This window comes from Bacillus sp. SH7-1, assembly GCF_008042405.1.
Taxonomy (GTDB): domain Bacteria; phylum Bacillota; class Bacilli; order Bacillales; family Bacillaceae_G; genus Bacillus_A; species Bacillus_A thuringiensis_N.
Genome location: NZ_QNUD01000006.1, coordinates 66,674 through 88,138, shown reverse-complemented (window position 1 = coordinate 88,138; position 21,465 = coordinate 66,674). Strand labels below are relative to the sequence as shown.

Below are 21,465 nucleotides of genomic sequence, written 5' to 3'. Positions count from 1 at the left end.
GAAAATTAAAAATAGGGGTTTACAAAATACCCTACAGGGTATAATATATTGTCATAGGTTATAAATAGTGACATAATGGTAATGAGGTGATTATACAATGGAATATAATCAAGACATGAAAAATAGATTAAAGCGTATTGAAGGGCAAGTTCGTGGTGTGCTTCGTATGATGGAAGAAGGAAAAGATTGCCGAGAGGTTATTACACAGTTAACGGCATCTCGTTCTGCACTTGATCGTACAATTGGCCTCGTTGTTGGAACAAATTTAGAGCAATGTTTACGTGAACAGTTTGAAAGTGGTAATGGTTCAAATGAAGAATTAATTAAAGAAGCTGTTCAATTACTTGTAAAAAGCCGATAATCTGTCAAACGTAAGTGTTGACAGATTTTCAAAAACATTTTAATATACCCCTACAGGTATATGTATATAAATTATGGAGGAATCGACTATGAGTATAAAAGTGGATATGAGTTTAGATTGTAAAGGGTTGGCTTGTCCGATGCCGATTGTGAAGACGAAGAAGGCGATAGAAGGATTGGCATCAGGACAAGTGATTGAAATTAAGGCAACAGATAAAGGATCTACAGTAGATATACAAAGCTGGGCAAATAAAGTAGGGCATCAATATATCGGGACGAAACAAGAGGGCGATGTTTTGATGCATTACGTTAGGAAAGCGCATGAGCATGAAGTGAATGAAGTAGCGAAGTATCCTCTTACAATTACGAATACGGAGTTGGAAGAGATATTATTAAGTGATGAAGAGTGTATTGTATTAGATGTTCGAGAAGCAGCGGAATTCGCTTTTGGTCATATTCCATCGGCCATTTCGGTGCCGTTAGGAGAGTTAGACAGTACAGCTTTAGATCAGACGAAGCAAATTTATGTTGTTTGCCGAACTGGTAACCGTAGTGATGTTGCTTGCCATATGTTGAAAGAGAAAGGTTATACAAATGTGAAAAATGTCATTCCAGGTATGTTAGAGTGGCAAGGGAATATAAAGAATTAAATTTTTTTAAATGTAAATATACCATAGGGGGTAAAAAGATGAGTGTTAAATCATTACAAGCAAAAGATGTTGCAGAGAAAGTTTTATTCGGAGAGTTGTTTATTTTAGATGTTCGTAATGAGAAGGATTATGAAGATTGGAAAATTGAAGGGAAAGAAGTTACTTCAATGAATGTGCCGTACTTTGATTTATTAGAGGGTGTAGATCATATTGTAAGTGAATTACCTAAAGATAAAGATGTTTTAGTAGTATGTGCAAAAGAAGGGTCTTCTATATTTGTGGCAGAGCAATTAACAGAGGCTGGATTAGAAAATATTTATTATTTAGCTGGTGGTATGAAGGCATGGAGTGAATATGTAAAGCCTATAAAAGTTGGAGATTTAAAAAATGGCGGAAGTATGTATCAGTTTAACCGTCTTGGAAAAGGCTGTTTATCTTATATGGTCGTTTCAAACGGTGAAGCAGCAGTTATTGATGCAGTAAGAACAGTTGTAGCATATGAAGAATTTGCGAAAGAGCATGATGTTACGATTACGAATGTAATGGATACACATTTACATGCAGACCATATTTCTGGAGGACGTAAGTTAGCAGAAAAAGTAGGTGGTACGTATTGGTTACCGCCAAAAGATGCGGAGGAAGTTGTTTTCTCATACAAACCGCTTGTTGAAGGATCTGTTATTACGGTGGGGGGTACTAAAATTGAAATTGACGCATTATACTCACCAGGGCATACGATTGGAAGTACATCATTTATTGTAGATGATTCCTATTTATTATCAGGCGATATTTTATTTGTAGATTCAATCGGGCGTCCGGACCTTGCTGGGAAGGCTGAAGATTGGGTAAGTGATTTACGTAATACTTTGTATAGCCGATATAAAGAGCTATCTCAAAATTTAGTTGTGTTACCGGCTCATTATTCAAAAGTAAGTGAAATGAACGAAAGTGGTATTGTTAGCGCAAAATTAAAAGATTTGTTTGCGTATAATGCAGGATTAAATATTGAGGATGAGGGAGAGTTTCGTAAAGTTGTAACAGAGAATTTACCACCTCAGCCAAATGCATATGAAGAAATTCGTCAAACGAATATGGGTAAAATTCATCCAAGTGTAGATGAAGAGCGTGAAATGGAGATTGGTCCAAATCGTTGTGCAGTTCATGAATAATAAAATAAATAAAAAATGGAGGAATAGATGATGAATGTAAAACAAGTATTAGATGCGAAAGGATTAGCATGTCCAATGCCAATTGTAAAAACAAAGAAGGCAATGGAAGCATTACAATCAGGAGAAGTGTTAGAAGTACACTTAACAGATAAAGGTGCGATTAAAGATATTCCAGCATGGTCACAAAAAGGCGGTCATGAAGTGTTAAAGCATACAGAAGAAGAAGGCGAATTAAAGTTCTGGATCAAGAAAGCATAGCATTTCAATAATAAGTGGAAGATTACATCCTCTGCTTATTGTTGAAAGTAAAGAGGATAATCATATATGTCTTATATAGTTATATCTCTAATAGTATTGATGCTAGGAAGTTTCGTAAAACGTTACATTCCGGTTTTAAATGTTGCATATATTTCGTTAGAACAAGTAAGGAAAATGGAAAGTGTTGTTGTAGATGTACGCAATTACGCAGAGAGTCACAATGATAACACTTCTAGAATTATGTGTATACCGTATGCGTATTTAAAACGGTATTATCATGAAATACCAAATAAGCCTTTGCATCTTATTGTTCATAATAAAGTGGATCGGAATCTAAGTGTTCGTTTTTTAAGAAAGAAAGGGTTCCATATTCAAAGCTATAGTATATATTTGGACGGGAAAAAAGCACAGAAGGAGTTTAAATAGTTTTATGGATGTAAAGACAATATTGAATGTAATCTTAATTGTACTTGTATCGTGGTTTATTATTTCTCGCTTCTTACCAGTTAGAGGAGTGAAAAATATTTCAGGAAAAGATTTAAAACGTATGATGGGGCAAAAGAATAAACAATTTATTGATGTGCGGACAGCTGGTGAATATAGAGGGAACAATATTAAAGGATTTCGGAATATCCCATTAAATGAACTAGCTAATAAGGCGCAACAATTAGATAAACATAAAGAAGTTATTGTTCTTTGTCAGAGCGGGATGAGAAGTAAGCAGGCTGCAAAAGTATTAAAAAAATTAGGATTTCAGCATGTTATCAATGTTTCAGGCGGGATGAATGGTTTGTGAGGAGGAAATGTAAAATGAAAGAAATGACAGCAAAAGAATTAGAAGAAAAATTATTACGTAAAGAAGCAGTAAATATTGTGGATGTACGTGAAGTAGAAGAAGTAGCTGAAGGGAAAATTCCAGAAGCATGTAATATTCCACTAGGACTATTAGAATTTCGTATGCATGATTTGGATAAAAAGAAAGAATATATTATCGTTTGTCGCTCTGGCGGAAGAAGTGTAAGAGCAGTTCAGTTTTTAGAAGGTTACGGTTTTCGAGTGGTTAATATGGTAGGCGGTATGTTAGCGTGGGAAGGTAAAGTAGAATAGGGCGAAACGATTTTTTATAAAAATAAAAATACCCCTATAGGTAATCGGAAGGAGAACAACATGGAACAACAGAAGAAAACAACAATCGTTTTATTTAGCGGAGATTATGATAAAGCGATGGCTGCTTATATTATTGCAAATGGTGCAGCTGCTTATGATCAAGAGGTTACTATTTTTCATACTTTCTGGGGATTAAATGCTTTAAGGAAAGATGAACATGTGAAGGTAAAGAAAACTTTTATCGAAAAAGTATTTGGAAAAATGATGCCGCGCGGCGCTGATAAGATGGGATTATCAAAAATGAATTTTGCCGGTATGGGACCAAAGATGATTAAAGGTATTATGAAAAAACATAATGCGATGCCTTTACCAGATTTAATGGATTTGGCGAAAGAACAAGGGATTAAACTAGTAGCTTGTCAAATGACAGTAGATTTATTAGGGTTAAAAGAGGAAGAGATTATGGAAGGGGTAGAGTTTGCAGGAGTAGGAGCTTATTTAGCAGATGCTTCAGATGGGAATGTGAACTTATTCATTTAAATCACTTTCTTTTTAGATGGCGGGGGATATAAGGTGAGTTTAGTCGTATTACTTTTTATAATTGGGTTTATAGGATCATTTATATCCGGAATGGTTGGAATTGGCGGTGCGATTATTAATTACCCGATGATCCTATACATTCCGGTATTGCTAGGATTTACTGGTTATACGTCACATGAAGTGAGTGGTATTACAGCGGTGCAAGTATTCTTTGCAACTTTTGCAGGGGCATGGGCCTATCGGAAAAGTAATGATATGGATAAAACGCTCGTTTTGTATATGGGAGCTAGTATATTAATAGGAAGTTTCATAGGGAGTTTTGGTGCTAACGTATTGGAGGAACATACGGTAAATGTTGTTTATGCAGCATTAGCAACAATTGCTGCCATTATGATGTTTGTACCGAAACGTAATAATGGTAATGAAGTGAAATATAATAAATGGTTAGCAAGCTTGTTAGCTTTTATTGTAGGCGGAGCATCAGGCATTATAGGTGCTGGAGGTTCGTTCCTTTTAGTTCCGATTATGCTAGTTATTTTAAAATTGCCGATACGTACAACGATAGCGACATCTATCGCTATTACGTTTATTTCCTCAGTAGGGATTACAACTGGAAAAGTGATAACTGGGCAAGTAGTTGTAATTCCAGCTCTTATTATTGCACTTGCAAGTATCGTTGCTGCGCCGCTTGGAGCGCGAGTTGGGAAGAGGATCAATCAAAAAGCACTACAATATATGTTATCGATTTTGATTGTAGGCACTGCTGTTAAGATGTGGATTGATATGATATCGAAATAAAAGGATGGCGCTGCTTGCAGCCCATCCTTTTATTTATCCCGCTATTTAAGGACAGATCGATTATGCCCAAATAACTTTCATTAAGTTTTTATATTCGTCATTTGCTAATTTATATAGCATTCTCGTATGTTCAAAGACAAGTGCTGGATTAAAGTTTGGTTCTGAGAATGCAAGAGATGCTGAAATATCAATTGCATTTTGCTTGTTTAATGTGAATTTTGCAAATCGATAAGATGTGTTTAATTCATTGATAACGTGCAAAATATCATTTGTTGATGCTTCATTAGGTACGTGAGCAACATTGAAGCAGTATATATCTACAGTAGGATGTTCGTTTTGGAAAGCAGCGATAAGTTGAATTTTTGCTCCAGCTTCTGTCTCTAACCCTACTGAAAAATGAACAGAACCATCATTTTCATCTATATTTTCTTCCATGTATATATCGTTTGACTTTAAGTAGTCTTTAAAATCTGAGATGTTATGTTTTACTGCAGCTTTCATATGTATGAGCCCCCTGATAATTGGAATAGATTGCTACTGTTTATTATAATTTAAAAATATTAAAAAAGATAGTTAGAAAGTTCTGATTTTTGATTCTGACGGAATAAAAAGAAGCAGTACTCTACCTCCATAGAGAACTGCTTCTTTATTATTCATTGTCGTTAGACGATGTTTCTGTATCTTCACTGCTATTTTTATTCTTATTTTTCACTTCATTGTTACTTGATTCGCGTTCACTTGAATTTTCAGACTTAGATTCTTTTGTTTTCTCTGTACTTGTTTTTTTCGAATCAGAGTCTGTTTTTGTATATGCAGGTAATCCAAGATGTGCACGAAGATCGTTTGTAACTTTTGCTAATTCTTTTTTATCTGGATTGTAGTAATACGTTCGACCTCCACCAGCAGATTTGCTACATGTATCGTCACCTTTTTCCATATAGCAGTCGTCACCTTGAATTTGTAATTTCTCAATTGAAGAATCCGCCCCATATTTATAGAATGAAAGCATATCATCAAATGTTAAGTTTGTAACGAATTGTCCGTTAATATCATCAATGATGTTACCAACTTTAGTTACAGATCCAACGCTTGTTAGTTTCTTTAAAATTGCTTCAATAACAAGTTGTTGACGTTGCCCACGCATTGCATCACTATCGATGTGGCGCGTTCTAGCAAGAGCAAGAGCTTCTTCACTATTTAGTTTTTGAACGCCTTTCTTCAGGTGAATTGCATCAGCATTATCATTACTATCTTGTTCAGTAAATTCAACTGGTACATCAACTTCAATGCCGCCTAAATCGTCGACAATTTTCATAAATGATTTGAAGTTAAACTTTACAAAGTAATCAACAGGAACATTTAATAATTTTTCAACTGCATCAATACTTGCTTGTGGTCCACCATCTTTTCCGTTTTTAGTAGAACCATATGCATGAGCGTGTGTAATTTTATCTTTTTTCTTTTCCACTGGAATATATGTATATGTATCTCGTGGAATACTTAATAGTTTTACAGATTTGCTATCTTTATTAAACGTTGCAAGTAATAGTGCATCCGTTCTTATAGCTTCACCATATTCTTTCCCACGGACATCGCTTTCATCAACACCCATTACTAAGACAGAGACATTGTTTGTAATAGGTTTTACAGCTTTGTCACGTAAATCAGATTTATCACCGCGTGCTAAATCGTGTGCGGCATTTCGAACAGCAGAAGATGCTTTATTTACTAAAAACCAAGTATAACCGCCACCTACTATTAAAAAGAATAGGATAACGCTTATAATAATTTTTGTTTTTTTCTTACTATTTTTCGGTTTACTGCGTGTATTTTCTTGCAAAGATGGGTTTTGCTCCATTTCCTGTACTCCTTCATTTGGATTGAAATACGACACTCATATCCACTTATTATAATGAAATTTAGCGAAAAAAAACATTACAAATCATTTACATTTCGTAAAAATTCAATTTATTTATAAAAAGTCAGATTTTCTATATTTTATTTTTGAGATGTAGAATAAGTATAAGTTGTTTTAGTAGAAATGAAAATATGTATTATGAGAAAGTAATAGAGAAGTAAGATTTGTTGAAATATAGCCAAGAAGAAATGAGTAGTCTTACGTATATTTTCTATATAATAAAGAAGGATTTTACAGATAAAGGAGAAAAAGCATAATGAATCATACATCATTCCGAGCAATCGTTGTGAACGAAACAGAAAATAAGCAGTTTGTAAGAAACGTTGTCGAGAGAGAAGTAAGTAGTTTACCTGAGGGAGACGTATTAATACAGGTTCATTATTCTTCATTAAATTATAAAGATGCTCTTTCAGCCACAGGTAATAAAGGTGTTACGAGAACATATCCTCATACGCCAGGAATTGATGCAGCAGGAGTTGTTGTGAGTAGTGAAGATGAAACCATTAAGGTAGGAGATCAAGTCATTGTAACGGGATATGATTTAGGGATGAATACTTCTGGTGGTTTCGGAGAATATATTCACGTGCCGGCATCTTGGATTGTCCCTTTACCAGAGGGAATGTCATTAAAGGAAAGTATGATGTACGGGACAGCAGGTTTTACAGCTGCTTTATCAGTATATAAGCTTATTAGAGCAGGAGTAAAGCCTAGTATGGGCGATGTTTTAGTAACGGGTGCTACAGGTGGCGTAGGAAGTGTAGCTGTTAGTATTTTAAGTAAGCTAGGGTTTAACGTAGTAGGAGCGACAGGGAAAATGGAAGAGGAACAGATGCTACTACGTCTAGGAGCGAAAAAAGTGATTCATCGCACGAAATTGAATGATGAATCAGGAAGACCAATGCTTAAAGGAATATACGCCGGAGTTATCGATACTGTAGGTGGACATATGTTAGAAACAGCTTTAAAAACGGTAAAGTATGGTGGTTGCGTAACGACATGCGGTAATGTGGCAGGTCAGGAATTACAAACAACGGTATATCCGTTTATTTTGCGAGGCATAAGCCTTTTAGGAATAGACTCAGTGCAATGCCCAGTGGATGTGAGAAGAGATGTGTGGACACTCTTAGCAAATGAATGGGCAAATAAAGAGTTACTATCTTATACAGAAGAATGTACATTAGAAGAGTTAGATGAGAAGTTTACACTTATATTGCAAGGAAAGTTAAAAGGAAGAACAGTTATAAGTATGAAATGAAAAAAGAGACGCTTACATTAGCGTCTCTTTCCTATTATAAGGATTGTTTTAAATTGATTTTACCTTGTTCACCTAAAACACCATCAGCAATATTTACAGCATGATCACCGATACGCTCTAAGTTACTTACCATATCAACGAAGATGATACTTGCATCGCCGGAACAGCTACGTTCGTTTAGACGTATTACGTGTCGTTTGCGAAGAACACGTTCCATTTGGTCAATTTTACGTTCTTTTGCAATAACAGTTTGAGCTAGTTCAGTATCGAAGTTTGTTAAAGCTTCAACTGCGTCTTGTAATGTTGAAATTGTTAATTCAAGCATTTCATTTAGTTCAGCTAGTGCCTCGTCTGATAGGGAAACACGGTTTGAAATTTGGAAATCTACAAGTTCTACAAGGTTTTCTACATGATCACCGACACGTTCAATATCTCCAACAACACCAGCTAAAACAGAATGCTTCTCAGAATCTGCTGATGAAAGTGGTTTTTCTGATAGTAAAACTAAATACTCGGTAATTTTTTTATCTAAATTGTTAATAGCGCCTTCTAATTGAGTAGCCATGTTAGCGTGTTTTTTGTCTTGTGTATTTAAAAACTGGTTTGCTTCTTTTAATCCATCTAATGAAAACTCCGCCATGCGGATAATCTCTTTTTGAGCTTCTGTTAAAGCAATAGCTGGAGATTGTTCAATAAATATTGGATTTAAATGTTGTGGTTTGAAGTTAATAGATGCATCTTCACCACGAATGATTTTTGTTACAATCCAGGCTAATACTGCAATGAATGGGAACTGAATGATTGTATTCGTTACGTTAAATGTTCCATGTGCGAATGCAATTGTCATTTCTGGATTTAAATTTAATGACGTTTGGAAATATTGAATTAAACTTGTAAATGGTATTAATATGATCGTAAAGATAATGGTACCGATAATATTAAAGATAACGTGAACTAATGCTGCACGTCTTGCTGCAATTGAAGTACCGATTGCTGCTAATACTGCTGTAATTGTCGTACCGATGTTATCACCGAATAATACAGGAAGAGCAGCTTGTAAATCGATTGCACCTTGACCGAATAATTCTTGTAAAATACCGATTGTTGCGCTTGAGCTTTGCACAATTAAAGTGAAGACTGTACCGACAATAATTCCCAAAATTGGATTATCGCTCATGCTAATCATTAAATCTTGGAATGACTCTAAAGAACGAAGAGGTTTCATACCTGCGCTCATTAATTCTAAACCGAAGAATAACATACCAAAACCGAATACAACTTGACCTACAGAATGTACCTTTTTATTTTTAAAGAAGAATAATAAAATCGCTCCAACTGCCATAACTGGGAGAGCATATTCTCCGATTTTAATTCCGATAATAAATGCAGTAACTGTCGTACCGATGTTCGCACCCATAATAACACCAATTGCTTGTCGTAATGTCATAAATCCGGCACTTACAAGTCCGACTGTTAAAGCAGTTGTTCCTGAACTTGATTGAATTAATACTGTAACTAACATACCTGCTAGTACACCCATCAGTGGGTTTGTTGTAAAGCGATCTAGAATATCGCGAAGACGATCTCCCGCTGCTTGTTGCAGTCCATCGCCCATGTATTTAATCCCGAATAAGAAAATACCTAATCCACCAATGAACTGGAAGATCATTTCTTGAACATTATATTCCACGCATTCCACTCCTTAAATTTCATGTACGATGTAATTATTAACTGAACCTTGAGGCACTGTAAACGGTTTGTTAGTAAAATTTACACTAAATTTACAAAGAGAAGAAAAGTTTACAATTCTTTAAAGAAGCAGTTGTATTTTATTGGTTTTCATCTTGTATAAATCTTAATTTTGTAAAGAAATCACACTTTTTAGAATAGTATTTTTCGGTTGAATATCAAGGAAAGCGTCTGTTAGTTCATTGTATATTTTTTGATGAAAGTTAAAAAAATATGTAGAAAAATGCATGTAGTTTTATAACAGGAATAATGAGGGGAAACCATTCTTTTAAAACAATAAAAAAAGCCACTGAAATTATCCAGCAGCTTTTTCTGTGTTTTTATCTCCATGCTTTTGTTTTCTTACACTTGTGATGTAAATGAACAGGAAAGCAATAAGTAGTAGAGAGGAATAGCGATATACAGTTGCGTAGTTTGTAAAATGTGCAATGAATCCAAAAATAATCGCGCCAGCACCAATTCCAAGGTCAAATGCTGAGAAGAATGTAGCTGTTGCGACTCCTCGTCGGTGTGGTGCTACTCGGTCGATCATCCATGCTTGTAGAGCAGGTTGAATCGCTCCAAAACCACTTCCGTAGCATGCTGCCGCAATAATTAAACTCGGAATTGTAGTTGTATACGACAATAAAATAATACCCGTAAACGTAATAATAACTCCTGGAACAATAACGAATGTATGACCTTTCGCATCATATAACTTTCCAGAAAACGGACGAGTGACGGCGATTGCAAGTGCATTAAATAAGAAGAAGAGGCTTATATCAGCAATGCCGACTTCCGTAGCAAATAATGTAATAAAGCTCCCGATTCCTCCGTACATTAATGTAATACACAATATTAATAATGAAGGAAGTAAAGCTTTGCGTTCAATAAATCCATCAAGGAAGGTACCAGATGTTTGCTGTGGTGGTTGCGGCGATTTTTTAATTTGAAGTAGTTTCGTTAATATTAAGGAAACAATTGTACATGAAAGTGCACATAAAAAAAGAATCGTGAAGTTATATGTTTGCATAAGCCAAAGTCCGATAAGTGGACCGAGCGCCATTGCAATCGTTCCAGAAAGACCGAAATATCCCATGCCTTCACCGCGGCGAGCTTGCGGAATTAAATCTGAAACGACAGTTCCATATGTAGTCGTTGTAATACCAAAACCAGCTCCATGTAAAATTCGAACGGCAAGCAATAGGAAAACAGTTGAAGCGAAAAGATAACTACCCATAGCTAGTAAACAAATAGCAGTACCGATCATTAAAATGATTTTTTTGTTAAATTTTTGCAAGGCATTTCCAGTTAGCGGTCTAACAAAAAGTGCTGCAACTGTAAACATACCGACAACAAATCCGATATTGGAACTTGTGCCACCAATTTCTTTCACATAAACAGGTAAAGTAGGAATTAACATTTGAAATCCTAAAAACATACATAAGTTTGCTAGAATTAGCGCAAAAAACTCTTTTGTCCATAACGGTTCTCGTTTTACGAGTATTGCCTCTCCCATATATTCATCCCCTATATAAAATTTTCCCGCTATTAACGGGCAGTAAAACTCCCACCTCAAAATCCGGCTGGAGCAAAGAAGTTAGGTGGGAGATCAACTGCCCGTAAATGCCCGATTGGTTCAACTAATAATCAGTGGGGGATGAACAACCCCCCCTCACTGATTAAAGTTTCACTTTATCTCTTTTCTTTCGAGTATATGTATTGGTCAATGTAACAGTCAAGGAAGGTGCCTTGAAAACGTACAACAATTTTCGAGGTGAAAAAACTGACAAATTTGTGGAAAGACTACACAACTATGAAAAAAAGTTGTAAAGTATAGATGTATAGACTAGTAGTTGTTATGAATGATAGAAATTGTTTTTTCTTTAAAGAAAGCGGATTCAAATGGTAGTGGAAGAGAAGGGGATATATACTTTTTCACTACATATATTTGAAAAGGTTTACAATATGATGAAGAAAGAGGCGTGTACATATGAGACGATTAGGTATTTCTATTTATCCAGAACATTCAACAGTAGAGAAAGACAAGGAGTATTTAACATTAGCAAGTAAATACGGATTTAATCGTGTATTTACATGTTTATTATCTGTAGATGGTGAAAAAGAGAAAATTATAGAAGAGTTTAAAGAAACGATTTCTCATGCAAATACATTAGGGTTCCAAGTGTTAGTTGATATTAGTCCAGCTGTTTTTGAACAACTAGGTATTTCGTATAATGATTTATCGTTCTTCCATGAACTAGGTGCGTACGGTATTCGTTTAGATGTTGGATTCTCTGGTTTAGAAGAATCAATTATGACTTACAATCCATACGGCTTAAAAATTGAGATTAATATGAGTAACGGTACGAAGTATGTAGATAACATTATGAGCCATAGACCAAATCGTGAAAATTTAATTGGTTGCCATAATTTTTATCCGCATCGTTATTCAGGATTATCATACGATCATTTTATTAAATGCTCGAAACAATTTAAAGATTATGGTATGAGAACGGCTGCTTTTATTTCATCATTTGATGCAACATATGGACCTTGGCCAGTAACAGAAGGATTATGTACGTTAGAGCAGCATCGTGAATTACCAATGACGACACAAGCGAAGCATTTATTTGCGACGGAATTAATTGATGATGTTATTATTGCGAATGCATATGCTTCAGAAGAAGAATTAGAGGCACTAGGTGCATTAAATAAAGAGAAACAAACATTTGATATAGAGTTATATGATACAACGACAGAACTAGAAAGAATTATCGTATTAGACGAACCTCATTTTTATCGCGGGGATGTATCTGAATATATGATTCGCTCGACACAAAGCCGTGTGAAATATAAAAAAGAAGAGTTTAAACCTCATAATACACGTGAAATTAAGCGCGGCGATCTTTTAATTGATAATGAGCAATATGGCCAATATAAAGGTGAATTGCAAATTGCATTAAAAGATATGGTGAATACAGGAAAAACAAATGTAGTTGGCCGAATTGTGGAAGAGGAAATTTTCTTATTAGATTATTTACAAGCATGGGATAAATTCGGATTTACATTAAAGAAATAGAGAGAATATAAAAGGGAAAAACTACTGACTTCAGCAGCTTTTTCCTTTTTATATATAAAGAGTGAGAGGAAGAGCTATGACAAAGGTGCATCAGCGATTAATTTCTATTTTAGAAGAGTTTTTAGAAGAGAAATCGATGTTAAATCGAGCTTTTTTAGCAAGCCGTTTACATGTATCAACGAAGACGATTCAAAAAGATATAAAATTATTAAATGATATATTGGAAGAAAACGGAGCGAAAATTGAATCGCAAAGAGGGACTGGATATGAACTAGAAATTATACAAACGAAGAAGTTTGAAGAGTTTTGCATGAGTCTATTTCAAAAACAGACGGAAAAAATCCCAACGTCTTATGAAGAAAGGGTAGCTTACATTCTGCAACGTATTTTAACGACAGAAGGGTATGTAAAGCTTTCACAGTTAGCAGAGGAGATTTATGTGAGTAAATCGACTGTAAATTTAATTATGAAAGATGTTACAGATATATGTGGTCGCTATAAACTGCAAATTGAAAAGAGACCGTATTATGGTATACGTATTGTGGGTGAGGAGTTTCATATTCGTTCTTGTTTATCACAATATGGTTTACCGCGTTATGACCATACTCCGTTTCATGAGCAATTTGAGCAGAGTGATACATATTTATCGTTACCTCATATACCGCTAATCCGTTCAGTTATATTAAAGTATATCGAGGGAGGGACGATATATTTATCAGATATAGAAATTGATAATTTAGTCATTCATATTGCAATTGCATTAAGGCGTTGTGAAAATCAACATTATATGAAAGGACTAAATAAGGAGCAAGCGGAACTTATTATAAAGAAAGAATATGCAATTGCGAAACAGATTGTAGGGGATTTAGAGAAAGAGTTGCATCTTTCATTTCCAGAAGAAGAAGTTTTATATGTGACAATGCATTTATTAAGCACTGCTGTTACAGCGAAAGATCGTTATGAAAATGTGGAAGAACTATTAGGGAAAGATCTATATGCATTCATGCAACATATTCTTTTTAAAGTAGCGGAAGAACGGAATCTTATTTTTTATTATGATGAAGAATTATTATTTGGGTTTGGTGTCCATTTAAAAACATTATTAAATCGTTTGAAGTATAAGTTAAATACGAGAAATCCTCTTTTGGCAGAAGTGAAAAAGAATTATCCGTATGCTTTTGAAATTGCGGTTCTCGTTGGAGATATAATTGGTGAATATACAGGAGAATCGATCCCGGAAAGTGAAATTGGTTATATTGCAATTCACTTCGGCGGAGCGATGAGTCGTTTACAGGAACAGAATCAAAAGAAAAGATGTTTATTAGTTTGTGCAACTGGTCAAGGAAGTGCCCAACTATTGAAATATAAAATTCTATCACAATTCCGAGATAAATTAGAGATTGTAGGTATTACCGGTTATTATCAATTGAAAGTGGAGGATCTTTATAAAGAAAAGATAGATTGTATTATTAGTACGATTCATATACCAAGTGGTTTACCTGTGCCTGTTATAAAAGTAAACTCAATATTTGACGATAAAGAGATTAAGTCAATTGGTCAGCAGTTGTTTACACATGTGAATAATAGTGTGCAGCAATATATTAAGGAAGATTTAATCTTTTTAAATCATAGTGCTTCTACGAAAGAAGAGGTTATTCAGTTATTATGTGAGAAAGCTGCTCAGAAAAACTATGTACCAGAAAACTTTTATGATTCTGTTATGGAAAGAGAAAATACATCTCTGACAGCGGTTGGGAATTTAGTTGCGATTCCTCATCCGATGCAGTTATTAAGTGCGGAAACATTTTTGATGTTTTGTACACTTGAAAAGGCTGTTGATTGGGGAGATAAAAAAGTACAACTAATTATTTTATTTAGTGTAAAGCGCAATAATAATGAAGATTTACAACGGCTTTATGATTTTTTATATGATATTATGTCTAGTCAAAGTGTGATAGAGAAACTAACTCAAACAGAAGGTATTGAAGATTTTCAAGAGATGTTACTATCGGTTTAAAAAAGTATATAAAAACTTCCGTTACATAACGGAAGTTTTTTATGTTTAATTGTATGCGTTTTCATAATAAGATAAAAATATAGAAAAAAGATAGCTTGGGGGAATTTAAAATGACTGATATGCAAACTCCATTTGCGTTAATTTTACATGGTGGCAACGCGAGAAGCGCATCGCTTGAAGCAATTGCTTTTGCAAGACAAGGAGATTTTGAGAATGCGAGTGAAAAGATGACACTTGCTAGTGAAGAAATTTCAGCAGCGCATCGCATTCAAACGGACTTAATTCAAGAAGAAGCAAGAGGAAATCATGCAGAAATCAGTTTACTGTTAGTGCATGCACAAGATCATTTAATGAATGCAATTACAGTGAAAGAACTTGCGGAAGAATTTATTACTCTTCATAAACGAGTGGAAGAGAAAGTGACAGTATAAGATGTACATTTTATTATGTTGTGCAGCAGGCATGTCAACGAGTATGGTCGTAAGAAAAATGCAAGAAGAAGCAAAGAAGCAAGGAAAGAATTATAAAATTAAGGCGGTTGATTCAGAACTAGTGAAGCTTGAAATTAAGGAAGCTGATGTCGTTTTAATCGGTCCGCAAGTAAAATATTTATTTCCAGCGGTAGAGTTTCTTGCAAATTCATACAATATACCAGTTGCGATTATAGACCAACGAGATTATGGCATGTGTGATGGTTTGAAAGTACTTAAGCAAGCAGAACAATTAGTTTTAGCATAATTATATTTTTTTAAATATAAACATTATAATGTTATAACTTTATTTCGTTCTTTCATAGAAAAGAGAAAGAGGAGGGGTATTGATGAATGGATTTATGAGTTTTATGGAACAAAAGATTATGCCAACAACGCAAAAGATTGCGGGACAGCGACATTTATTAGCAATTCGAAACGGGGTTATTTCTACATTACCGTTAACGATTGTCGGATCATTTTTCGTTATCTTTTTAAATTTACCGATTGATGCATATATGGAGTGGATTGCACCATTTCGTCATATTTTAGATATTCCATTCCGATTTACAGTAGGGCTAATGGCGTTATACGCAGCATTTGGGGTAGGAGCTTCACTCGCGAACTTTTATCAGCTCAATCAGTTAAGTGCAGGGTTGTTATCTGTACTCGCCTTTTTACTAGCATCGGTTGAACCGATTCAAATTACGAAAGCTGTACCAGGTGTTATTGATGCAGGTAGATATATTTCAGTAGGAACATTAAGTGCAACGTCTTTATTCGGTGCAATTGTTACAGCATTAATTGCAGTAGAAATTTATCATTTTATGATTAAGCATAATATCTCGATTAAATTACCAGATAGTGTACCACCAGCAGTTGCAAACTCGTTTGCAGCATTAATTCCAACGTTAGTAGTTATTCTTTTATTCTGGGGTATTCGTTACGGTTTGAAATTTGATGTAAACACAACAATCACATATTTAATCGCACCACTAAAATCAGTATTAGTAGGAAATAATTTATTCGGCGGTTTATTAACAGTATTCTTAATCGTATTCTTCTGGTCATTCGGTATACATGGACCTGCGATTTTAGGACCAATCATTCGCCCAATGTGGGATTCAGCAATTCTTGAAAATATGGAAGTATTCACGGCTACAGGAAATGCACATCAGTTACCAAACTTATTTACAGAGCAATTTATTCAATGGTTCGTATGGATTGGCGGATCAGGTTCAACGTTAGCTTTAGTAATTATGTTTATGTTCTCTAAATCTAAGTTCCTAAAAGAATTAGGTAGATTATCATTCGTACCAGGTTTATTCAATATTAACGAACCAATTATTTTCGGGGCACCGATTGTAATGAACCCAATCTTAATCATTCCATTCGTTATTACACCTTTAGTTACAACGACAGTATCATATTTTGCAGTTGTTTCAGGTATGATTCCGTTGATGATGGCGAAACTGCCATTTACGATGTTAGCACCAATTGCAGCGATTATTAGTACGGACTGGACAATTATGGCTGGTGTACTTGTACTTGTTAACTTTGTTATCTCATTCGTTATTTACTACCCATTCTTCAAAATGTATGAGAAACAACAATTAGCAGGAGAGGAGAAAACAGAATGCTCGGATCAATTATCATCTTAATTACATTCGTAGCGGGACAGTGTATCGCACATTATTCAAAATGGGTACAAAGTAAATCGTTATTAGTTTTACTACTAGTATCAATTTTATTTATCGGTAGTTCAATGGGTGCCTATGTAATGCTAAGCTTGCAATCACCGTACGTTATCATTGTACCAACGATTTTATGTGCAACATGTTTATCTGCAAAATATAGATTTACGAGCATGGCATTAATACAACGTGTGAAGGAGATGCAAAAGCATGGAGCGTAAATTAGGAATTTCACTTTATCCAGAGCATTCAACGAAAGAAAAAGATATAGCATACATTTCAGCAGCGGCACGCCACGGTTTTTCAAGAATATTCACATGTCTATTATCTGTGAATCGTCCGAAAGAAGAAATTGTAGCTGAATTTAAAGAAATTATTAATCATGCAAAAGATAATGATATGGAAGTTATTTTAGATGTAGCTCCAGCTGTCTTTGATCAACTCGGTATTAGTTATAGTGATCTATCATTTTTCGCAGAGTTAGGTGCAGACGGTATTCGATTAGATTTAGGGTTTGACGGATTAACAGAAGCGAAAATGACGAATAATCCGTACGGTTTAAAAATTGAGCTAAATGTAAGTAACGATATTGCGTACTTAGAAAATATTCTTTCGCATCAAGCGAATAAGCCAGCTTTAATTGGTTGTCATAACTTCTATCCGCAAAAATTCACTGGACTTCCGTATGACTATTTCATTCACTGTAGTGAACGCTTTAAAAAACATGGTATTCGCACGGCAGCATTTATTACGTCACATGCAGCTAACATCGGTCCATGGGATATTAACGACGGATTATGTACGTTAGAAGAGCATCGTAACTTACCGATTGAAGTGCAAGCGAAACATTTATGGGTAACAGGGCTAATCGATGATGTAATTATCGGAAATACTTATGCGAGTGAAGACGAGTTAGAGAAACTAGGAAACTTAAATCGTTACATGTTACAGCTAAAAGTAAACTTTGTAGACGAGGCGACTGAAGTAGAGAAGAAAGCGACACTGCAAGAATTACACGTAAGACGCGGCGACATAACAGAATATATGGTACGTTCTACAGAAGTGCGTAAAAAGTACAAAGACTATGACTTCCCGGTGCGCGAAAGTGTGCTACAGGAAAGAGGGCAAGTTGTAATTGGTAACAACTCATTTGGTAAGTATAAAGGCGAACTACAAATCATTCTAAAAGAAATGCCGATAGATGAACGGAAGAATATTGTCGGTACAATTGCAGAAGAAGAGTTGTTCTTACTAGATTATGTAGGAGCTTGGACGCAGTTTACTTGTGTGGAATAGGGAAGTACAAGGGGAGGATGCTATGGCATCCTCTTTTTTCTGTTGAAATAGTAATCTATCGTATATAGAATTGGACGGGAGTGAAGGGGAAAGAATGTAAGAACCAAAAAAAGAGTCAGTCTCAACGAGACTGACTCTTTTTTACTAACTAGTTTAATACTTTAACTGTAACTGTTTTACGTCCCCAGTTACTTGATGTGCCTTTGTCTGGCATTAAAACATCGATTTTATTTCCTTTAATAGCTCCACCAGTATCACCAGCGATTGCTACTCCGTAACCTTCAACCCATACTTTTGAACCTAATGGAATGACACTTGGATCAACTGCGATTAGTTTCATGTTTGGATTAGCTGTTAAGTTGTGACCTAAAGCTGATTTTACTTGGTCGCCTGCTTTATAACCATTTTCAAGTGGATCTGCTGTGTAAGCTGTTGCTACAACGCGTAACTCACGAGAAGATGATGGTGCACTTGTTTCAGTTTCTTTTGCAACAGGTTGTTGTGTAGCTGGTTTTTGAGCTTTAGCCGCTTCACGAGCTTTAGCTGCTTCTTGAGCCTTAGCTGCCTCTTGAGCTTTAGCTGCTTCTTGAGCTTTAGCTGCCTCTTGAGCTTCAGCTGCTTCTTGAGCTTTAGCTGCTTCACGAGCTTTAGCTGCCTCTTGAGCTTTAGCCGCTGCTTGAGCTTCAGCTGCTTCTTGAGCTTTAGCTGCTTCCCTAGGTTTGAGTGTTTGCTGCTTCTTGAGCTTTAGCTTCTGCTTGAGCTTTAGCTGCTTCACGAGCTTTAGCTGCTTCTTGAGCCTTGCTTGAGCTTCAGCTGCTTCACGAGCTTTAGTTGCTTCTTGAGCTTTAGCTTTTGCTTGAATTTCAGCTGCTTCTTGAGCTTTAGCAGCTTCACGAACTTTAGCTGTATCTTGAACTTTAGTTGCTTTTTCAGCTTTAACTACTGGTTGTACTTTAATTGGAGCTTTACCTGTTAAGTAAGGAACATGAACATAAGCTGTTTTTCCGTTATATTCAAATTGGATCCAATCATTTTCAACTTGGTGTGTTGTTTCAATTACATCATCTTGTTTCAATTTACCAAGAATTTCTGAGTCTGTGTTTGCACCAGCACGTACGTTTAATACGTTAGCTGTTACGTAGTAAGTGTCTTTTGTATAGTCAGCGCTAATGAAAGCTTCTTTACCGCTATTCAATTTCACTTTTGACCATCCGTTTTCTGTATGTAAAACATTTACTTTATATCCATCTAATAATTTTCCTACAACTTGTGATTCAGTAGTTGGGTTTTCTCGTACATTTAGTACATCAGTCGTTACGATTGTTTCTGCTTTAGCAGATGTTGTGAAAATCCCAAGACCAAAAACCGCTGCTGTTGCTATACCCATAAATTTTTTCATAATAGCCTCCATTGCATTTGTTTTCGTTGACCTCATTATAGCAACCATTATTTTCTTATTTGCGAAAAACATAAAATTACAAAGCTTTCGTAACGGGTCATTAATATTCTGTAATAATTCCAGTAATATCCTAAAAGCGCTTTCTTATAGTTTTTAGGGGAGGTTTGAGCATATGATGCATAAAAAGGGGAGTATTTCAATTTCTAATAGGTTAATAATATTTCTGTAGTGTTACACAATTGTTTCTTAGGTGTTACAAAAATGGCGTATTTTGCTGTTGAAACAGGTGATTAGTTATGTAAAAATAACTATTTTGGCTGTAGAGGAATATAAATGAGGTGAAATTTAATAAAAAATCGCCATAATTGTTACAAAATAAGTCGAGGTATGGAAAAAATTACGCCTTGATTTTAGGGTGTCACATATTATTTTTGCAATAATAGGATTCTATAATAGCTTTAGTAGGTTAAAATAATTAAAGGTGTTTATAACGTGAAACATATATAATAGAAGAAACACGATTTAATAGATAAATAAAAAACGTAGGAGTGTAAGCTCCTACGTTTTTGCTTATTCATATCGTAAACATTCAATTGGATCCAGTTTTGCAGCTTTGTTAGCTGGAAGTAAACCGAATATAATACCGATTAACATTGAGATACCTACTGCAAGAAGTCCAAGTTCTTTTGAGACAACGAGTGGCCATCCGGCAAAGATTGAGACGATCCAAGCGAAGAAGATACCGAGCATGAATCCGATGAAACCACCGAGTCCTGTTAAAATACAAGATTCAATTAAGAATTGTGTTAATACTTTACCGCGTGTTGCACCAAGTGCTTTACGAATACCGATTTCACGTGTACGTTCTGTTACAGATACAAGCATGATGTTCATTACACCGATACCACCAACAAGTAAGGATATAGCGGCAATACCACCAAATACCATTTTCATCATACCGATCGATTCGTCTAATTGTTTCGTAAATTCACCCATATCTTGCGCTTCAAATTTATGCTCAAATTTAGGAGCCTTCATTTCGTTTAAAACAGAAACGGCTTGTTTTTCTACACTTTTACGTTCCGCTGGAGAAACGAGCGTTAATTTCACAGTGTCATACTCAGTTACTCCAGAAATGACAGGGGCATTCTCAAGTGATGTATAACCTTCTGACATAGCCATTCCAAACTCATTTTTTGTTTCATACACACCGACTACTTTATATGGTTTTCCTTTTATATCTGTGTATAAATTTGATTCCCAACCATTAAATAATTTATTGAACGCTTCTTCATTTAATATAACAGCAGGAATTGCTTGGTTTAATTCGCTATCGTTTAATTCACGACCGTGAACTAATTTTATTTTCGAATCTGTCATGAAGTCGCCTGTTCCACCTTTTAAATCAAGAGAAACATCTTTTGAACCAGCAGATGCTTTTACTTTCATACTTACATCTGGATACACATCTTTAACGCCTGGTACAGTTTGAAGACGGTTTAGCATATCGGCTGTAATTTTTGCGTTGTCTGGTCCATAATCAGGATTTTTGTAGTAAATCGTTACTTCATTATCTTTTCCTTGGCCTAACTCTTTTTTAAACTTTGCATTTGTACCATCACCCATTGAAATGATAGTAATAATGGCACTAATACCGATAATAATTCCTAGCATCGTTAAGATAGAACGCATTTTATGAGCAAAGATAGAGGAAAGGGCCATGC

Annotated in this window: 23 protein-coding genes; 17 read left to right on the top strand and 6 right to left on the bottom strand. The window is 35.3% G+C overall.

The window, feature by feature from the left end; all coding sequences use genetic code 11:
* Positions 1 to 97 precede the first annotated feature (97 nt).
* The 9 genes from DN390_RS06025 (at position 98) to DN390_RS05985 (ending at position 4,882) form a co-directional block, all read left to right on the top strand.
* Positions 98 to 361, top strand: coding sequence for a metal-sensitive transcriptional regulator (locus DN390_RS06025; protein WP_000456206.1), 264 nt, complete (start codon positions 98 to 100; stop codon positions 359 to 361).
* Between the two features lie 88 nt (positions 362 to 449).
* Positions 450 to 1,010 carry a sulfurtransferase TusA family protein gene (locus DN390_RS06020; RefSeq protein WP_140968556.1) on the top strand — a complete coding sequence of 187 codons (561 nt, stop codon included), beginning with the start codon at positions 450 to 452 and terminating at the stop codon, positions 1,008 to 1,010.
* Positions 1,011 to 1,048: 38 nt separating this feature from the next.
* On the top strand, positions 1,049 to 2,179 hold the full coding sequence (locus DN390_RS06015) for an MBL fold metallo-hydrolase (protein ID WP_147806818.1): 1,131 nt from the start codon (positions 1,049 to 1,051) through the stop codon (positions 2,177 to 2,179).
* Between the two features lie 27 nt (positions 2,180 to 2,206).
* Positions 2,207 to 2,437 (top strand): sulfurtransferase TusA family protein, encoded by a 231-nt coding sequence (locus DN390_RS06010; protein ID WP_060629637.1) that lies wholly within the window; start codon positions 2,207 to 2,209, stop codon positions 2,435 to 2,437.
* A 66-nt stretch (positions 2,438 to 2,503) separates the two neighbouring features.
* A complete protein-coding gene (locus DN390_RS06005; protein ID WP_147806817.1) occupies positions 2,504 to 2,863 on the top strand; it encodes a sulfurtransferase in 360 nt (119 codons plus the stop codon).
* Positions 2,864 to 2,867: 4 nt separating this feature from the next.
* On the top strand, positions 2,868 to 3,233 hold the full coding sequence (locus DN390_RS06000; RefSeq protein ID WP_097950088.1) for a rhodanese-like domain-containing protein: 366 nt from the start codon (positions 2,868 to 2,870) through the stop codon (positions 3,231 to 3,233).
* A 14-nt stretch (positions 3,234 to 3,247) separates the two neighbouring features.
* A complete protein-coding gene (locus DN390_RS05995; RefSeq protein ID WP_147806816.1) occupies positions 3,248 to 3,544 on the top strand; it encodes a rhodanese-like domain-containing protein in 297 nt (98 codons plus the stop codon).
* A 60-nt stretch (positions 3,545 to 3,604) separates the two neighbouring features.
* On the top strand, positions 3,605 to 4,084 hold the full coding sequence (locus DN390_RS05990) for a DsrE/DsrF/DrsH-like family protein (protein ID WP_000437730.1): 480 nt from the start codon (positions 3,605 to 3,607) through the stop codon (positions 4,082 to 4,084).
* Between the two features lie 33 nt (positions 4,085 to 4,117).
* Positions 4,118 to 4,882 (top strand): sulfite exporter TauE/SafE family protein, encoded by a 765-nt coding sequence (locus DN390_RS05985; RefSeq protein ID WP_060629641.1) that lies wholly within the window; start codon positions 4,118 to 4,120, stop codon positions 4,880 to 4,882.
* A gap of 60 nt (positions 4,883 to 4,942) precedes the next feature.
* Here DN390_RS05985 and DN390_RS05980 read toward each other — a convergent pair whose 3' ends face one another.
* On the bottom strand, positions 4,943 to 5,383 hold the full coding sequence (locus tag DN390_RS05980) for a hypothetical protein (RefSeq protein ID WP_016089221.1): 441 nt from the start codon (positions 5,381 to 5,383) through the stop codon (positions 4,943 to 4,945).
* Positions 5,384 to 5,531: 148 nt separating this feature from the next.
* The gene (locus DN390_RS05975; protein WP_147806815.1) at positions 5,532 to 6,740 is read right to left on the bottom strand and encodes an LCP family protein; all 1,209 of its coding nucleotides are present in this window, start codon (positions 6,738 to 6,740) and stop codon (positions 5,532 to 5,534) included.
* Between the two features lie 316 nt (positions 6,741 to 7,056).
* On the opposite strand from DN390_RS05975, the gene DN390_RS05970 reads away from it, so the two are divergent.
* Positions 7,057 to 8,055: a YhdH/YhfP family quinone oxidoreductase gene (locus DN390_RS05970; RefSeq protein WP_147806814.1), complete on the top strand. Its 999-nt coding sequence runs from the start codon at positions 7,057 to 7,059 to the stop codon at positions 8,053 to 8,055.
* A gap of 34 nt (positions 8,056 to 8,089) precedes the next feature.
* Here DN390_RS05970 and DN390_RS05965 read toward each other — a convergent pair whose 3' ends face one another.
* Both DN390_RS05965 and DN390_RS05960 read right to left on the bottom strand, forming a co-directional pair.
* Entirely contained in the window at positions 8,090 to 9,745 is a 1,656-nt protein-coding gene (locus DN390_RS05965; protein ID WP_097950084.1) for a Na/Pi cotransporter family protein, read from the bottom strand.
* A 354-nt stretch (positions 9,746 to 10,099) separates the two neighbouring features.
* Positions 10,100 to 11,302, bottom strand: a complete 1,203-nt coding sequence (locus tag DN390_RS05960) for an MFS transporter (protein ID WP_097950083.1) — start codon at positions 11,300 to 11,302, stop codon at positions 10,100 to 10,102.
* Positions 11,303 to 11,776: 474 nt separating this feature from the next.
* Here DN390_RS05960 and DN390_RS05945 point away from each other — a divergent pair, with 474 nt between their 5' ends.
* The 7 genes from DN390_RS05945 to DN390_RS05915 all read left to right on the top strand — a co-directional run bounded on the left by DN390_RS05945 (position 11,777) and on the right by DN390_RS05915 (position 18,342).
* On the top strand, positions 11,777 to 12,865 hold the full coding sequence (locus DN390_RS05945) for a DUF871 domain-containing protein (RefSeq protein ID WP_060629646.1): 1,089 nt from the start codon (positions 11,777 to 11,779) through the stop codon (positions 12,863 to 12,865).
* A gap of 76 nt (positions 12,866 to 12,941) precedes the next feature.
* Positions 12,942 to 14,882: a BglG family transcription antiterminator gene (locus DN390_RS05940; protein WP_147806813.1), complete on the top strand. Its 1,941-nt coding sequence runs from the start codon at positions 12,942 to 12,944 to the stop codon at positions 14,880 to 14,882.
* A gap of 110 nt (positions 14,883 to 14,992) precedes the next feature.
* Positions 14,993 to 15,313 carry a PTS lactose/cellobiose transporter subunit IIA gene (locus DN390_RS05935; protein WP_000131338.1) on the top strand — a complete coding sequence of 107 codons (321 nt, stop codon included), beginning with the start codon at positions 14,993 to 14,995 and terminating at the stop codon, positions 15,311 to 15,313.
* Position 15,314: 1 nt separating this feature from the next.
* The gene (locus DN390_RS05930) at positions 15,315 to 15,620 is read left to right on the top strand and encodes a PTS sugar transporter subunit IIB (protein WP_000275642.1); all 306 of its coding nucleotides are present in this window, start codon (positions 15,315 to 15,317) and stop codon (positions 15,618 to 15,620) included.
* Between the two features lie 82 nt (positions 15,621 to 15,702).
* Positions 15,703 to 17,013: a PTS sugar transporter subunit IIC gene (locus DN390_RS05925; protein ID WP_097950078.1), complete on the top strand. Its 1,311-nt coding sequence runs from the start codon at positions 15,703 to 15,705 to the stop codon at positions 17,011 to 17,013.
* Positions 16,989 to 17,267: a hypothetical protein gene (locus tag DN390_RS05920; RefSeq protein WP_097950077.1), complete on the top strand. Its 279-nt coding sequence runs from the start codon at positions 16,989 to 16,991 to the stop codon at positions 17,265 to 17,267. Before DN390_RS05925 ends, DN390_RS05920 begins: the two co-directional genes overlap by 25 nt.
* Positions 17,257 to 18,342, top strand: coding sequence for a DUF871 domain-containing protein (locus tag DN390_RS05915; RefSeq protein ID WP_147806812.1), 1,086 nt, complete (start codon positions 17,257 to 17,259; stop codon positions 18,340 to 18,342). Before DN390_RS05920 ends, DN390_RS05915 begins: the two co-directional genes overlap by 11 nt.
* A gap of 148 nt (positions 18,343 to 18,490) precedes the next feature.
* Here DN390_RS05915 and entC read toward each other — a convergent pair whose 3' ends face one another.
* Together entC and DN390_RS05905 are read right to left on the bottom strand one after the other, a co-directional pair.
* A complete protein-coding gene (entC, locus tag DN390_RS05910) occupies positions 18,491 to 19,741 on the bottom strand; it encodes a cell wall-binding protein EntC (protein WP_147806811.1) in 1,251 nt (416 codons plus the stop codon).
* Between the two features lie 570 nt (positions 19,742 to 20,311).
* Positions 20,312 to 21,463 (bottom strand): ABC transporter permease, encoded by a 1,152-nt coding sequence (locus DN390_RS05905; protein ID WP_415783941.1) that lies wholly within the window; start codon positions 21,461 to 21,463, stop codon positions 20,312 to 20,314.
* Positions 21,464 to 21,465: the final 2 nt, after the last annotated feature.

What these genes read in the sequence shown, in the direction of transcription:
- DN390_RS06010 (WP_060629637.1), top strand. Translation starts at nt 2,207, where the DNA reads ATGATGAATGTAAAACAAGTATTAGATGCGAAAGGATTAGCATGTCCA.
- DN390_RS05995 (WP_147806816.1), top strand. Translation starts at nt 3,248, where the DNA reads ATGAAAGAAATGACAGCAAAAGAATTAGAAGAAAAATTATTACGTAAA.
- DN390_RS05905 (WP_415783941.1), bottom strand. Translation starts at nt 21,463, where the DNA reads ATGGCCCTTTCCTCTATCTTTGCTCATAAAATGCGTTCTATCTTAACG.
- DN390_RS05975 (WP_147806815.1), bottom strand. Translation starts at nt 6,740, where the DNA reads ATGGAGCAAAACCCATCTTTGCAAGAAAATACACGCAGTAAACCGAAA.
- DN390_RS05925 (WP_097950078.1), top strand. Translation starts at nt 15,703, where the DNA reads ATGAATGGATTTATGAGTTTTATGGAACAAAAGATTATGCCAACAACG.
- DN390_RS05920 (WP_097950077.1), top strand. Translation starts at nt 16,989, where the DNA reads ATGCTCGGATCAATTATCATCTTAATTACATTCGTAGCGGGACAGTGT.
- entC (WP_147806811.1), bottom strand. Translation starts at nt 19,741, where the DNA reads ATGAAAAAATTTATGGGTATAGCAACAGCAGCGGTTTTTGGTCTTGGG.
- DN390_RS05940 (WP_147806813.1), top strand. Translation starts at nt 12,942, where the DNA reads ATGACAAAGGTGCATCAGCGATTAATTTCTATTTTAGAAGAGTTTTTA.
- DN390_RS06025 (WP_000456206.1), top strand. Translation starts at nt 98, where the DNA reads ATGGAATATAATCAAGACATGAAAAATAGATTAAAGCGTATTGAAGGG.
- DN390_RS06020 (WP_140968556.1), top strand. Translation starts at nt 450, where the DNA reads ATGAGTATAAAAGTGGATATGAGTTTAGATTGTAAAGGGTTGGCTTGT.
- DN390_RS06005 (WP_147806817.1), top strand. Translation starts at nt 2,504, where the DNA reads ATGTCTTATATAGTTATATCTCTAATAGTATTGATGCTAGGAAGTTTC.
- DN390_RS05915 (WP_147806812.1), top strand. Translation starts at nt 17,257, where the DNA reads ATGGAGCGTAAATTAGGAATTTCACTTTATCCAGAGCATTCAACGAAA.
- DN390_RS06000 (WP_097950088.1), top strand. Translation starts at nt 2,868, where the DNA reads ATGGATGTAAAGACAATATTGAATGTAATCTTAATTGTACTTGTATCG.
- DN390_RS05935 (WP_000131338.1), top strand. Translation starts at nt 14,993, where the DNA reads ATGACTGATATGCAAACTCCATTTGCGTTAATTTTACATGGTGGCAAC.
- DN390_RS05980 (WP_016089221.1), bottom strand. Translation starts at nt 5,383, where the DNA reads ATGAAAGCTGCAGTAAAACATAACATCTCAGATTTTAAAGACTACTTA.
- DN390_RS05930 (WP_000275642.1), top strand. Translation starts at nt 15,315, where the DNA reads ATGTACATTTTATTATGTTGTGCAGCAGGCATGTCAACGAGTATGGTC.
- DN390_RS05990 (WP_000437730.1), top strand. Translation starts at nt 3,605, where the DNA reads ATGGAACAACAGAAGAAAACAACAATCGTTTTATTTAGCGGAGATTAT.
- DN390_RS05945 (WP_060629646.1), top strand. Translation starts at nt 11,777, where the DNA reads ATGAGACGATTAGGTATTTCTATTTATCCAGAACATTCAACAGTAGAG.
- DN390_RS05960 (WP_097950083.1), bottom strand. Translation starts at nt 11,302, where the DNA reads ATGGGAGAGGCAATACTCGTAAAACGAGAACCGTTATGGACAAAAGAG.
- DN390_RS06015 (WP_147806818.1), top strand. Translation starts at nt 1,049, where the DNA reads ATGAGTGTTAAATCATTACAAGCAAAAGATGTTGCAGAGAAAGTTTTA.
- DN390_RS05970 (WP_147806814.1), top strand. Translation starts at nt 7,057, where the DNA reads ATGAATCATACATCATTCCGAGCAATCGTTGTGAACGAAACAGAAAAT.